The 13,855-nt window shown below is 37.6% G+C and carries 13 protein-coding genes; 10 read left to right on the top strand and 3 right to left on the bottom strand.

Translation table 11 applies throughout. The features are described from left to right. Window positions 1-30 precede the first annotated feature (30 nt). The 5 genes from polA (at window position 31) to NV377_RS17055 (ending at window position 5,943) form a co-directional block, all read left to right on the top strand. Window positions 31-2,709 (top strand): DNA polymerase I, encoded by a 2,679-nt coding sequence (gene polA, locus NV377_RS17035; RefSeq protein ID WP_258202000.1) that lies wholly within the window; start codon window positions 31-33, stop codon window positions 2,707-2,709. Window positions 2,710-2,783: 74 nt separating this feature from the next. Then, window positions 2,784-3,614 (top strand): DNA-formamidopyrimidine glycosylase, encoded by an 831-nt coding sequence (mutM, locus tag NV377_RS17040; RefSeq protein WP_258202001.1) that lies wholly within the window; start codon window positions 2,784-2,786, stop codon window positions 3,612-3,614. 367 nt (window positions 3,615-3,981) lie between these two features. Then, on the top strand, window positions 3,982-4,704 hold the full coding sequence (gene ytaF, locus NV377_RS17045) for a sporulation membrane protein YtaF (RefSeq protein ID WP_308860158.1): 723 nt from the start codon (window positions 3,982-3,984) through the stop codon (window positions 4,702-4,704). 67 nt (window positions 4,705-4,771) lie between these two features. Next, a complete protein-coding gene (gene coaE, locus NV377_RS17050) occupies window positions 4,772-5,377 on the top strand; it encodes a dephospho-CoA kinase (protein ID WP_308860160.1) in 606 nt (201 codons plus the stop codon). Beyond that, complete coding sequence (locus NV377_RS17055) at window positions 5,374-5,943, top strand: lytic transglycosylase domain-containing protein (RefSeq protein WP_258202003.1); 570 nt, start codon at window positions 5,374-5,376, stop codon at window positions 5,941-5,943. The genes coaE and NV377_RS17055 overlap by 4 nt, the downstream gene beginning before the upstream one ends. Before the next feature lie 186 nt (window positions 5,944-6,129). Here NV377_RS17055 and NV377_RS17060 read toward each other — a convergent pair whose 3' ends face one another. Then, window positions 6,130-6,345, bottom strand: coding sequence for an alpha/beta-type small acid-soluble spore protein (locus NV377_RS17060; RefSeq protein WP_258202004.1), 216 nt, complete (start codon window positions 6,343-6,345; stop codon window positions 6,130-6,132). 95 nt (window positions 6,346-6,440) lie between these two features. Here NV377_RS17060 and nrdR point away from each other — a divergent pair, with 95 nt between their 5' ends. Next, window positions 6,441-6,917 carry a transcriptional regulator NrdR gene (nrdR, locus tag NV377_RS17065; protein ID WP_258202005.1) on the top strand — a complete coding sequence of 159 codons (477 nt, stop codon included), beginning with the start codon at window positions 6,441-6,443 and terminating at the stop codon, window positions 6,915-6,917. A gap of 102 nt (window positions 6,918-7,019) precedes the next feature. Here the strand turns inward: nrdR and infC are convergent, their stop codons facing one another. Beyond that, the gene (infC, locus tag NV377_RS17070) at window positions 7,020-7,499 is read right to left on the bottom strand and encodes a translation initiation factor IF-3 (protein ID WP_258202006.1); all 480 of its coding nucleotides are present in this window, start codon (window positions 7,497-7,499) and stop codon (window positions 7,020-7,022) included. 21 nt (window positions 7,500-7,520) lie between these two features. Further along, window positions 7,521-8,243, bottom strand: a complete 723-nt coding sequence (locus NV377_RS17075; protein ID WP_258202007.1) for a Crp/Fnr family transcriptional regulator — start codon at window positions 8,241-8,243, stop codon at window positions 7,521-7,523. Window positions 8,244-8,541: 298 nt separating this feature from the next. Here NV377_RS17075 and NV377_RS17080 point away from each other — a divergent pair, with 298 nt between their 5' ends. The 4 genes from NV377_RS17080 (at window position 8,542) to NV377_RS17095 (ending at window position 13,842) form a co-directional block, all read left to right on the top strand. Then, window positions 8,542-9,513 (top strand): 2-hydroxyacid dehydrogenase, encoded by a 972-nt coding sequence (locus NV377_RS17080; protein ID WP_258202008.1) that lies wholly within the window; start codon window positions 8,542-8,544, stop codon window positions 9,511-9,513. Window positions 9,514-9,612: 99 nt separating this feature from the next. Then, on the top strand, window positions 9,613-10,392 hold the full coding sequence (murI, locus tag NV377_RS17085) for a glutamate racemase (RefSeq protein WP_258202287.1): 780 nt from the start codon (window positions 9,613-9,615) through the stop codon (window positions 10,390-10,392). 39 nt (window positions 10,393-10,431) lie between these two features. Next, window positions 10,432-11,583, top strand: coding sequence for a cation:proton antiporter (locus NV377_RS17090; RefSeq protein ID WP_258202009.1), 1,152 nt, complete (start codon window positions 10,432-10,434; stop codon window positions 11,581-11,583). Between the two features lie 228 nt (window positions 11,584-11,811). Next, entirely contained in the window at window positions 11,812-13,842 is a 2,031-nt protein-coding gene (locus NV377_RS17095; RefSeq protein ID WP_258202010.1) for a carbohydrate-binding domain-containing protein, read from the top strand. Window positions 13,843-13,855 lie beyond the last annotated feature (13 nt).

The raw sequence follows: 13,855 nt of genomic DNA on the forward strand, positions 1-13,855 counted from the left end.
TTGTTAATAGAATGAGGTGCAGCTTCACATATGAGTAAATGGATGTTAATTGATGGAAATAGTATTACATATCGTGCATTTTTCGCTATGCCACCTCTTACGAATTCTTCAGGCATGCAAACAAACGCGATATATGGATTCACGACCATGCTTTTGAAGCTGATTGAAGAGCATAAACCAAGTCATATTCTTGTAGCATTTGACGCAGGTAAAGTTAACTTTAGACATGAACAATTCGAGGATTATAAAGGTGGACGTCAAAAAACTCCTCCTGAGTTATCACAACAATTTCCTATATTAAAGCAACTGATAACAGCTTTCGGTATTCAGCAGTATGAATTGTCTGGCTATGAGGCCGATGATATTATTGGTACGTTAACGAAATTGGCGGATCAGCAAGGCGTAGAGGCGATGGTAGTATCCGGTGATAAAGATATGCTACAGCTTGCTTCGGAGCATGTTACGATTGCTCTTACTCGAAAAGGTGTCAGCGAGATTGAATTATATTCTCCTGAAACGATTACTGAGAAATATGGATTAACTCCGCTACAAATTATTGATCTGAAGGGTCTAATGGGTGATACTTCAGATAATATTCCAGGAGTACCTGGTGTAGGTGAGAAAACAGCACTTAAACTATTGCATCAATTCCCTAGCGTTGAAGAAGTGTTAGCTAATCTTGATGCACAAAAAGGGAAATTGAAAGAAAATCTAACAAACAATCAAGAATCAGCTATTATGAGTAAGAAATTAGCGACGATTTTCCGTGAAGTTCCACTCGAATACAATGAAGAACAAATGCAATTTAATGGTTACGATCATAGCCAGCTTGCTGAGCAATTACAAAAACTAGAATTCAAATCACTGATTGAGCGATTACAATTATCAACTGAAAGTGGTTCTTCTGTGGAAGAAGCGCGCTCAGCTATTGAATCTTTAAGCATTCATGTTATCGCTAATGACAATGATGCAAATGTAGTGAATGACCTTATGCAAGCAATTCAGCAAAGTGCTGAGCATGGCTTATATATCGAAGCAATAGGAGATAATCCACATCAAGCAAGCTTTGAAGGGTTGTCTATTTCATTCCAAGATGATGTCTATATTATTGCGAAAGATCAATTGACTGAGCCTTTCCTTCAACCGTTTTGTGATTGGCTATCCAATGAAGACAAGCCTAAGTACGGATATGATCTGCATAAATCCGAATTAGTGTTAAGTTGGATCGGTGTAAAGCTTGGTGGTGCGAAATTTGATGTACAATTGGCGGCTTACTTATTAGATCCTACCGACGGTAATCAACTACTATACACGATAGCTGAGCGACATAACGTATATGGCTTGGTTTCGGATGATGAAGTCTATGGTAAAGGTGCTAAGCTAAAGTTACCTGAAGATGAGAAGCTGTTTCAGCATTTAGCGTTAAAGGCTCGAACAGTCGAGAAGTTAGTTCCGCTATTGAATGAAGAATTAGAACAGATGTCTATGCTTTCACTTTATTACGATCTTGAAGGTCCATTATCACGAATTCTTGCAAAGATGGAGCTACAGGGCATTAAAGTAGCTAGTAGTGAACTAGAAAATCAAGGTGTTGAGCTTGAAGCTGCACTTAAATTGATTACAGCGAGCATTTATGAATTAGCTGGGATGGAATTCAAGATTAGTTCACCGAAGCAATTAGGAGAAGTTCTCTTTGAGAAGTTAGCTCTTCCTGCAAAGAAAAAAACAAAAACAGGATACTCCACTGATGCGGAAGTGTTAGAAGAACTAGCGCCTTATCATCCGATCATCACACATATATTGAATTTCAGACAGCTTTCTAAGCTTCAATCAACATATGTAGAAGGTTTGTTGAAAGAGGTTAATCCAACTACTGGAAAGATTCATACGTACTATCGTCAGACAATTGCTGCAACAGGCAGACTTAGTAGTCAATTCCCTAATCTGCAAAATATCCCAATTAGACTTGAAGAAGGAAGAAAGATTCGCAAAGCTTTTGTTCCTTCTGAAGCGGGTTGGACGATATTAGCAGCGGATTACTCGCAAATTGAGCTACGTGTATTGGCACATATTTCCGGTGATGAGAAATTAAAAGAAGCGTTTATTCATAATATGGATATTCACACGAAGACGGCGATGGATGTATTCGGCGTAACAGCTGAAGAAGTAGATAGTAATATGCGTCGTTCAGCCAAAGCTGTTAATTTCGGTATTGTATATGGTATTAGCGATTTCGGCCTATCTCAGAATCTAGGAATTACGAGGAAAGAAGCTGCTCAATTTATTGAACAATATTTCAATATTTTTAGTGGTGTCCGAAAATACATGGACGATATCGTAGCTGAGGCGAAAAGCAATGGCTATATTTTAACTTTACTTGATCGTCGTCGTTACGTTCCTGATATTCATTCTTCAAACTTTAATTTGCGTTCATTCGCAGAACGTATCGCGATGAATACACCAATACAAGGAACTGCCGCTGACATTATTAAGCTAGCGATGGTTCGTATGGAGCAAACGTTAAAGGATCGTCAATTAGAAAGTCGTATGTTATTACAAGTACATGATGAATTAGTATTTGAAGTTCCTCCACATGAGCTTGAGTTAATGAAAAAATTAGTACCAGAAGTGATGTCAGAGGCTATCCAATTAGATGTGCCACTACGCGCTGATGTAAGCTTCGGCAATAGCTGGTATGAAGCGAAATAGAGATGTAATTGTAAGCATAAGAGGACTAACCTCTTATGCTTACATCTATTAGTAACTAAATTGAGGTGAGCAGTATGCCAGAATTACCAGAAGTAGAAACTGTTACCCGCACGCTAACAGAGCTTGTTCAAGGGAAGCAGATTATACAAGTAAAAGTATTACTCCCACGCATTATTCAACGACCAGCAGAAATAGAGCAATTTTGTGATGCTTTAGTTGGACAGACTATTCTGTCGGTTGAGCGAAGAGGGAAATTCATTCGAATTGTATGTAATGATCTCGTTCTTGTTTCGCATCTTCGAATGGAAGGTCGTTATGGAGTTTTTTCTGCGGATGAAGAAGTAGAGAAACATACACATGTACTATTTACTTTCACAGATGGTACTGAGCTTAGATACAAAGACATTCGTCAATTCGGTACGATGCACTTGTTCAAGGCAGGAGAAGAAATGACGAATTTACCTTTAAGTAAATTAGGAATTGAACCACTTGAAGAACAATTTACAGCTAAATTGCTACAAGATAAATTGCAACATCGAACTTCGAAAATTAAGCCATTACTTTTAAATCAAGAATTAATTGTAGGGCTAGGAAATATATATGTGGATGAGGCGTTATTCACCGCTGCAATTCATCCTGAACGTACCCCTGATACATTGTCCACTAAAGAATGGAAGAAACTTCACCGTGCCATCGTAGATACATTAGCAAGAGCGGTGGAAGCGGGAGGTTCATCAATCAAATCATACGTCAATGGACAAGGTGAGATGGGCATGTTCCAACATCAACTACTAGTCTACGGACGTAAAGGTGAAGAATGTCACAATTGCTCTAGACCCATTCATAAGTTTGTCGTTGGTGGAAGAGGCACTCATATTTGTTCCCATTGTCAGAAGTTGAAATGAAAATGGTGTAGGTTCACATCATATCCGATATCGAGTAAGCTACATCGCGATACATCGTTATCAAAGTCTGTTTTTGAACTACAGCTTCCAATATAGGTTCAAAAAGTAGGCTTTCAGAACCGAGAAGATGAAGCGCTACTTGCGGAGGAAGGAAGCTCCAGTGTACATAATAGGTACACGAGACCCGGACATCCCAAGTTCGCTTCATATTCGATGTCGACTAAGCGTCCAGCATCACATCGTTATCAAAGTCCATTTTTTGAACTACAGCTTCAATGTCACTCATTTTCCTTCCCCCGCATATGATACGTTACGTTCGTAGGCATTCGTCTACTACGCTATTGTAGATGTGGGAAGGGGAACTATCATGTTGTTTGTTCATTTCGCCTCAATGGCTATACTAGCTGTAGCTGTAAGCTTGGACAGCTTTGGAGTTGGAATAACGTACGGATTACGTAAAATAACAATTCCATTTTTATCGATTATTATTATTTCTTGTTTTTCTGGAGTGGTAATTGGTGTATCTATGCAAGCAGGTGCATGGTTGACTGCATATTTGTCTCCTACTCTAGCCAATGATGTAGGTGCAAGTATTCTAGTGCTAATCGGATTGTGGGCGTTATATCAATATTTTCAAAGCATCAAAGATCAACGTGCTGAGAAGAATCAGATTGTAGAAAATCATAATGAACAAGAAAGTGATCGAACAGAACATAATGTAATTAATGCAGTTTCTTTACAAACGACTGCTACAGTTTTTCGCGTAGAATTAAAGCGACTAGGTCTAGTAATTCAAATATTACGTACGCCACAAACGGCAGATTTTGATTCATCAGGAACGATCTCATCGTCTGAGGCAATAATGCTTGGCATTGCATTATCATTAGATTCTTTAGGAGCTGGAATTGGGGCTGCGTTACTAGGACTTCATCCGATTATGACACCAATCATTATCGCTATATGTAGTGCGTTATTTCTTATCGTAGGAACCAAAATAGGTCAAAAACTTGCACATATCCCAATTGTGAAATATTTCAGTGGCTTACCCGGCTTACTATTAATTATACTAGGGATTAGTAAATTCTTTTAAAATCAGCTTCCTAAGTACTTTTCGTATACGAAGTAGTATATTAGGAAGTTAACGAAAAGTTTAAGGAGTGAGTGCATTGTTAATTGGTTTGACAGGCGGTATTGCAAGTGGAAAAAGTACAGTTAGTCGACTGCTTGTTAAGCACGGTGCCTTACTTGTTGATGCAGATCAGGTTGCTCGTGATATAGTAGAGCAGGGGCAACCTGCCCTTAAGGAGATCACCTCCTTTTTTGGACAAGCAGTGCTACATGCTGATGGTAGTCTGAATAGAGCAGCTTTAGGTGCTATTGTTTTTTCGGATAAGGACAAGCTGGCAACATTAGAATCGATTACTCATCCAGCTATTCGTACACGAATGCTTTCTACAATAGAACGTTATAAAGCAGAACATCCAAATACTATTATTGTTGCTGATATTCCATTATTATATGAAACGAAACAGATGCATTTATATGAAGCAATTGTTGTTGTATATGTATCTCGAGAAATTCAAATCGAGCGTTTGGTAGTTAGAAATAACATTACGCTAGATGATGCCTCTTCTAGAGTAGATATTCAGATGGATATTGAACAAAAGAGAGTATTAGCTGATTATGTTATTGATAATTCTGGGTCACTTGAGCAAACAGAGAAACAAGTGATTGAACTTATTCAAAGGCTGGTAAGTGTATGAAGAGAAAAAAATTTAGAAGTCGGTTATTACTATTAGTTGTCATTTGTTTTATCGTTTTTTTATTTGGGAAATCTGATTGGATCACGAAGCAATTATATCCAGTAAAGTATAATGGAGTAATTGTTGAAAGTTCTGAAAAATATGATGTTGATCCTCATCTTATCGCTGCCGTAATTAGAGTGGAGTCCAATTTTCAAACAGGCCGTGAATCACCAAAAGGTGCAGTTGGTTTAATGCAGTTAATGCCAACGACTTCGGATTGGATCATTGAGCGTGCTAATTTAGAACATATTCCAGCAGAAAAGTTGTTACATGATCCAACGATGAATATTGAGTTAGGTACATGGTATTTGAATCATTTGTTGAGTCAGTTTGATGGAGAGAAAGTTAAGGCTATTGCAGCATATAATGCAGGTCCTGGCAACGTATCGAAATGGATTGAACAAGGTACTTGGTCAGGCGAATTTGCTACTGCGGATGATATCCCATTTGGTGAAACAAGACGCTACGTACAAAAAGTTTTTTATTATTATAATAAATATAAGGAAGTATACCCGAAATTATAATTAGATCATAGATAAATGCAACAACTATACGGCATTTTGTATTTTATGCTATACTGTTGTAGATCAAAAAATAAACACATGATATTCTTCTCGCACATAATAATTAAAAATGAATAATAGCCTTGAGACTGTCTTCCTGATGGAAGAACAGCCCCAAAGCTTGTGTTCATTATACAAGGTATAATATTAACTTTGACCTGCTAAAGATTGTTCAGCGATCTGAACTAAACGACGAGTGATTGAACCACCGATGTAGCCTGCATCTCTCGTTGTGATGTTACCGTAGTAACCATCTTGTGGAATAGCAATTCCTAGCTCTTGTGCTACTTCATATTTCAAACGATCAAGAGCTGCTGTTGCTTGAGGGACAAGCAATGAGTTGCTGCTGCGATTTTGTGCCATGTTATTTTCACCTCCTCGCGGTTGGTAAATGTATTATGTGCGATATTTAATGTTTTATTACAAGTTATCATTGGTAAAAGAAGGGAGGGTTCTATATGAAATGTCCATACTGTGATTACTCTGGTACGAAGGTTCTAGATTCTCGTCCAGCTAACGAAAATAAATCAATCCGTCGAAGACGTGAATGTGAGCAATGCAGCAGGCGCTTCACAACCTTTGAAATGGTTGAGGAAACTCCATTGATTGTCATAAAGAAGGATGGAAGTCGTGAGGAATTTAGTCGCGATAAAATACTACGTGGTTTAATCCGTGCATGTGAGAAGAGACCAGTACCAGTAGAGCGCTTGGAAGTAATCGTATCAGAAGTTGAGAAAGAATTAAGAACGACTGCGCTAGCTGAGGTAGAAAGTAGCGATATTGGTTCTATCGTTATGACACAATTATATCCTGTTGACGAAGTTGCCTATGTTCGTTTTGCATCTGTTTACCGTCAATTCAAAGATATCGATATGTTTATGAAAGAATTGAACGGTATACTGTCTAATCCTAATCCTAATCTAAGAACAGAGTAGACGAAATAACGAATAGATACAATAATAAGGGTGTAACAGTAGATTGAACCTTTCTATAGGTCTGATCTACTGTTACACCCTTTATATGCTTTACTAATTATTCTATTTTGGTAGAACAGTGACGGCAGCCTGTTTACCACTTACATGAATCCCAGCTTCCTTCGTGCCATCAGGTTTTAATGTAATGAGCATTCGTTCAAGTAAAGCTTTGGCAACTATGCCTTCCTTCCCTTGAATCTTCACAATTAGTGCAACGGGATGCCCAGATTGAAGCAAAGTTACACATTGTCGGATTTTTGTGTCATAATCATGTTCCTCTATATGAGGCGTTAAGCGAATTTCTTTAACTTTTTTTGGAGAAGCTAATGACTTCTCGATATTTTTTGTTTGTTTTGCCATTCCTTTAGCCATTAATTGGCATGGAGGAGGACTCGAAAAAATATTTGTACACACTAGATCAGCTTTATACTGCTTAGCTAATTCTAATGCTGCTTTTGTAGTCATCGTACCAAGATCTTCACCACTAAGTCCTGTAAGTTCTACCTCAGAAGCTTTTATCTTTTCATTCATTATCATATTCATTACATTGAAACTCCTTCATTACTAAGAGATAGGTTGAGATGGATAATACCAGCCTTCTATTTTTTGTTCCAATTGTGCTAACTGGAGAACTTTTAGTTTTTTATTTTGGAAAATAATTAATTGTTGATCTTGAAGATCAATTAATATTTTGGATACGGTTTCCCGAGCTGCTCCCACTGCATCTGCAAGTTGTTGATGAGTGATTTTAACAGTGAGTTGATAAGCACCATCAGCAAGTAAGATTCCAAATTCTTTGCAAAGATCGAGCAAACGACGAATTATCCGATGTTGTACGTTGAGGAAAGTCAAATCATAAATTTGTTGGTTCGCTTTGCGGAGACGCTCCATCGTATAATTTAATATGAGAAAGGGAACATTGCGATCCTTTTCGACTAACTGTTGAAAATCTGCACGATGCAACGCATACGCTTTTACAGAGGTCATCGCTTCAGCAGTAGCTGAACGTAGGAGACCAGGTTGCATAAGTGCCATTTCTCCGAAATACTCACCTTTATCTAAGTAAGCTAACGTAATACGTTTTGCTTTATTAGAAGTATATATACAAACCATACCTGTTCGAATGAAGAAAATTTGATTGCCTTCATCGCCTTCATGAAAGATAACATTACCTTTTGTGAAACTTACTTCCTTCATATATGGAGTAAGCTGATCTAATAGCTGTTGATCGATGTCTTGAAAGAATGGTATTGAGGCGCGTAACTTGATGGTATCTATTTTTTTCAATGTAAGCATCCTTTCATTCATTATTCGATTTTTTGTAATGTGAGTTACAGAATCAATGTAATGAATTTGTTATTCTATATTTGGGAGAAGGAATAAATAAGTTAGGAGGACAAAAAAATATGTTACTTTAATGATAGCTTGTATACCTGCTATTTTCAATCCATTAAAGTGAAAAATATGGTACTTATGTAGAAGAGTTCTTTTTGCTGTTGGGAGGCTGCAAAAAGAACTCTTTTCGTTGTATTCATTTTCAAGTTGCAGTACGATAAGAGTAACGATATTGAAAGAAGGTAGAACAATGAAACCACTAATATTTGTAGATCGAAGATTGCCACTCGATGTGCTGCAATATCTTGAGGAGCACTGTACTGTCAAAACATGGGGGAAAGACGAAGAACGTAATCCTGAGAAAATACTTCATTATTTACAAGATGTCGTTGGCTTTTTCAATAGTGGTTCTGTAAAAATAGATAACAAGCTATTAGATGCAGCGCCGAACTTGAAAGTAGTAAGTACAATGAGTGTTGGTTACAATCATTTTGATATTGAGCAGTTAAAGCAACGAAAAATAATTGGAACGCATACGCCATATATATTAGATGATACAGTTGCGGATCTTGTCATGGGATTAATGCTTTCTACTGCACGTAGAATTACTGAATTAGATACATACATTAAAGAAGGAAACTGGAAAGGGAATGAAGGAAAAAAACTTTTTGGTATCGATGTTCATCACCGGAAATTAGGTATTATAGGTATGGGTAGAATTGGGGAAGTCATCGCGAAGCGAGCGACACTCGGATTTGATATGGAAGTTATGTATTATAACCGTTCACGAAAGCCGGAAGTGGAAGCACAATTGAGCTTAACATATGTTTCTATGGATCACTTACTGGAGCAATCTGATTTTATCGTCATTATGTTACCTTTAACGGATGAAAGTAGAAATATGATTGGTAAAGAACAATTTGCTAAGATGAAAAATGACGCTATCTTTATAAATGCTTCCCGAGGAGGGACAGTAATAGAACAAGACCTGATCGATGCATTGCAGCACGGTCAGATTAGAGGTGCGGGTTTAGATGTATTTGCACAGGAGCCTTTATCAAGTGATCACCCATTGTTGGCTTTATCTAATGTGGTACTAACTCCGCATATTGGTTCAGCAACAGAGGCGACTCGATATGATATGGCTAAACTTGCTGCGCGTAATCTTGTCCATGCCCTACAAGGTAAAGAAGACGCCCATATTATTAAAGAATTATTATAAGTTTTTGTATGGAGAGTTATTGTTCTATCGCGTGAAGAGTATTATGATAATAATTGTGATTAATTCATAGAAGATTTTGAGTGCAAGGGAACGATTATGATGACAATAGGTATTTTTGATTCAGGAATGGGCGGGTTAACTGTATTATCTGAAGCAATTCGACGCATACCAATGGAAGATTATTATTTTGTTGCAGATACTTTACATGTTCCTTATGGAACAAAATCCAAAGAAGAAGTACATGGATATATTCTTGATACCGTTCACGATATGATGAAACATGACATAGACGCACTCGTTATTGCTTGTAATACAGCTACAAGTATCGCTGTAGAAACATTACGCGAAGAATATCCTAATTTACCTATCATCGGAATGGAACCAGCAGTAAAGCCAGCGGTAGAGATGAATCATTCCACAGGACGAAGAGTATTAGTATTTGCTACACCTCTTACACTGTCATTACCGAAATATTATGCACTTGTTTCACGTGTAGATGATTCCGGCATAGTAGATTCCCTACCAATGGAGAAGCTTGTTCCTTTTTGTGAAAGTATGAAGTATGATACGGATGAAGTGAAAGAGTATTTTTTAGAGCAATTAGCACCTTTTGATCTAGAAGATTACGGAATCATTGTACTAGGCTGTACACACTATCCGTATTTCAAGCCATTATTACGAGAAATATTGCCTTCACATATTGATATTGTAGATGGGAGTACAGGGACTGTACGACGGCTTGCTGCGCTATTACATCGATACGGTATGGCTAGAGGTAAAGGTAGTGGGAAAGTGGTTTTCCACAACACGAATGAAGATAAGATATACAATGAACGGATGAAGGATGCTCTCACTTATTTGCAACATAATCAGCTTTGATGGGTATTTCAACAGGTGTTTGCATAAGGGAGGATCCAAATGGATTTTATTTTTACACTCGTTATTATTATACTTGCAACGAAAATTGCAGGTCATATTTCAGTTAAGTTTGGTCAACCTGCTGTATTAGGAAAACTAATTATAGGTATCGTACTTGGTCCTGCCTTGCTTGGATGGGTACAAAGTGATGAGTTATTAACTACGTTCGCTAATATCGGAGTTTTATTACTTATGTTCATTGCAGGACTAGAAACAGATCTAGAACAAATGAAAAAAACTTGGAAATCTGCATTAGCCGTTGCTATAGGTGGAATTATCTTGCCATTTATCGGTGGTTATAGTGTCGGTATGGCCTTTGGCTTCAGTTCTAATCATTCACTATTTTTTGCAACGTTATTTTGTGCCACATCTGTAAGTATATCAGTTCAAGTGTTGAAGGAATTAGATCAATTAAATTCAAGGGAAGGCGCTACAATCTTAGGGGCAGCTGTCATTGATGATGTTCTTGTTGTAATCTTATTAGCCTTTATGATGAGCTTTACTGGTGGGGACGAAGGTAGTTCAATTGGAATGCTTGTACTTAATAAAGCAATATTTTTTGTTGTTATAGTATTAGCGAGTATATTTATCGTACCGCGATTAATGAAATGGTTAGGAAAATTAAAAGTAACAGAGCCAGTTATTTCTTTAGCGATTGTTATTTGCTTTGGCTTTGCTTACTTTGCAGAATATATGCATATGGCAGGAATTATTGGTGCTTTTGCAGCTGGTATAGCTGTCGGACAAACACCATTTAGAAAAACCATTGAACATAAAATTGAGCCGATTGCTTATACACTTTTCGTTCCGGTATTTTTTGTAAGTATTGGACTTGATGTATCCTTCGAAGGTATTAGTGAGCAGATCGGATTTTTAATCATAATAACGATTATGGCCATTGTGACGAAGCTCACAGGTTGTTGGTTAGGGGCAAGACTAACAGGGTTCAAGTCTAAGCCAGCACTTGTCATTGGAGCGGGTATGGTATCTCGTGGTGAAGTGGCACTAATTATAGCGGCAACTGGTCTTTCATCACAGTTATTACATCCTGAATATTTTACATCTATCGTTATTATGGTTATTGTGACGACAATCGTTACTCCACCATTATTAAAACTTATGTTTATGAGGAATGCGAAAGAATCGGTTTAATTAATAATGATATGAACAGTAGTAAGGTGGATTACAACCGATAAAATTTCGTAATATCTAGTTGGATAACTATAATACAGTTCGAAAAAAAACCAATGAAGAACGCTATCGAGTTCTTCATTGGTTTTTTTATTTTTTAAACTTTCATCATTCTTTAAGTTCACCCTAATTTCAAATTAATTTAGGGGCTCCATAATGAGATTATAGTACAAATTAGGAGTGAAGAATATGAAGTTGAACATATACCAATGGTTTGGGATTTCAATGCTGACGATGAGCTTATTGCTAGCAGGTTGCACAGCTAGTTCTAGCGAGGTAATGTCAGGTGTAGTCGCTGAAAATATGAATGGTGGGTCAACGACAAAAGTATCGTTAGCTGACTTTGATGAGGAGGATTTAGATAGTAGCTGGGATGAGAATTCATCTAAGCAAATTAAACTGAATGGTAATTCCATCACGACATCCGCTTCAAGCGGTGTGTTTATTGAAGGGACAACCGTTACCATTGCTCTTCCAGGAACATACGTAGTAAGTGGTGAACTTAATGATGGTCAAATTCATGTAAAACTTGAAAATGACGGAAATGTAAAGTTAGTGCTTAATGGTGCAACTATTCATAATGAGAATAGCGCAGCTATCTATATCGAAGAAGCAGGGAAAACGATCATTACTCTAGCTGAAGGAACGCAAAATAATCTATCAGACGGTTCTAAATATGTATATGAAAATAATTCAGATGAGCCATCTGGAACTTTGTATAGTAAGGATGATCTTTCGATCAATGGAACAGGAACATTAACAGTTAACGCGAACTTTAATGATGCGATCGTTGGAAAAGATATTTTGAAATTAGTAGATGGTACATATATTGTAACTTCTGCGGATGACGGAATTATTGGTCGTGATGTGCTTGCTATTCGTGCAGGAAAATATACATTAGACGTAAATGGCGATGCCATGAAATCTACTAATGATAATGAAGAGGAATTAGGCGCTATATATATCGTAGATGGCACATTTGCAATTACTTCAGGCAACGATGGTATTGATTCTATAGGAGCAGCTGTTATTGAAAATGGTCAATTCAATATTGTTTCTGGTGAAGGCAGCCAATCTCAAATCGATGATACAACGAGTGCTAAAGGTATTAAATCAGCAACGGACTTAACGATCTATGACGGTACTTTTAATGTAAATAGTGCTGATGATGCATTTCATAGTAATGGCGTTGTAAATGTTCATGGAGGACAATATACAATTACAACGGGTGATGATGGTTTCCATGCCGATAGTACGTTGACTATTAATGATGGAATTATACAAGTTAATGAAAGCTATGAAGGATTAGAAGGAAATCAAATTACTATAAATGGCGGTAACATATCAATTGTAGCCTCTGATGATGGGGTTAATGTTGCTGGTGGCAATGATGAATCAGCATTTGGTGGAAGAGGTGGAGCAAGCTTTGCTACAGATTCTGATGCTTTATTGAAAATAACTGGTGGTCTAATCAAAGTTAATGCAAAAGGAGATGGATTAGATTCTAATGGGAACGTTGAGATGAGTGGTGGTACGGTAGTAGTTAATGGACCTGAGGATAACGGAAATGGACCATTAGATTATGACGGAACATTCAATATGTCGGGCGGTACATTAGTCGCAGTAGGTTCTAGCGGAATGGCTCAAGCAACGTCGGATACATCTACTCAACCTGCAATGTTGATGTACTATACAGAAACTCAAGCAGCAAATACACTTGTACAATTAGCTAATGAAGCAGGGGAAATTATTGTTGCTTTCGAACCAGACAAAACGTATCAGTCCGTAATGATTAGTTCTCCGCTTATTGAACAAGGTCAAACGTATACTTTGTACTCAGGTGGTCAAACAGAATTGGATGAATTGTTAAACATAGCAGAAAATACGACAGGCTCTCTCGGCAATAAAGTAGTAAGTTTCACTATTGCTGACATGATTACTTATGTAGATGCTAATGGTATTACGACTGCTAAAGGCGGAATGGGTGGCTTTGGTGGTGGAATGGGAGGTGGTCGAGGCCAAGTGGGTGGAAATAGGGATGAAAATGGTGAGATGCCAACACGTCCAGAAGGTGAGAATGGCGAGATGAAGATGCCAGACGGTGAAATGCCAACAATGCCTAATGGTGATATGCCAACACGACCAGAAGGTGAGAACGGCGAGATGAAGATGCCAGCGATGGCAGATGGTCAATCGGACAGTTCTGATGGGACACAGTAAATGTTTCTAAAAT

It is taken from the genome of Paenibacillus endoradicis (assembly GCF_024721975.1).

Coding starts and splice junctions, on each gene's coding strand:
- polA (WP_258202000.1), top strand. CDS start 31: ATGAGTAAATGGATGTTAATTGATGGAAATAGTATTACATATCGTGCA.
- mutM (WP_258202001.1), top strand. CDS start 2,784: ATGCCAGAATTACCAGAAGTAGAAACTGTTACCCGCACGCTAACAGAG.
- ytaF (WP_308860158.1), top strand. CDS start 3,982: ATGTTGTTTGTTCATTTCGCCTCAATGGCTATACTAGCTGTAGCTGTA.
- NV377_RS17055 (WP_258202003.1), top strand. CDS start 5,374: ATGAAGAGAAAAAAATTTAGAAGTCGGTTATTACTATTAGTTGTCATT.
- NV377_RS17060 (WP_258202004.1), bottom strand. CDS start 6,345: ATGGCACAAAATCGCAGCAGCAACTCATTGCTTGTCCCTCAAGCAACA.
- nrdR (WP_258202005.1), top strand. CDS start 6,441: ATGAAATGTCCATACTGTGATTACTCTGGTACGAAGGTTCTAGATTCT.
- infC (WP_258202006.1), bottom strand. CDS start 7,499: ATGAATATGATAATGAATGAAAAGATAAAAGCTTCTGAGGTAGAACTT.
- NV377_RS17080 (WP_258202008.1), top strand. CDS start 8,542: ATGAAACCACTAATATTTGTAGATCGAAGATTGCCACTCGATGTGCTG.
- murI (WP_258202287.1), top strand. CDS start 9,613: ATGACAATAGGTATTTTTGATTCAGGAATGGGCGGGTTAACTGTATTA.
- NV377_RS17090 (WP_258202009.1), top strand. CDS start 10,432: ATGGATTTTATTTTTACACTCGTTATTATTATACTTGCAACGAAAATT.
- NV377_RS17095 (WP_258202010.1), top strand. CDS start 11,812: ATGAAGTTGAACATATACCAATGGTTTGGGATTTCAATGCTGACGATG.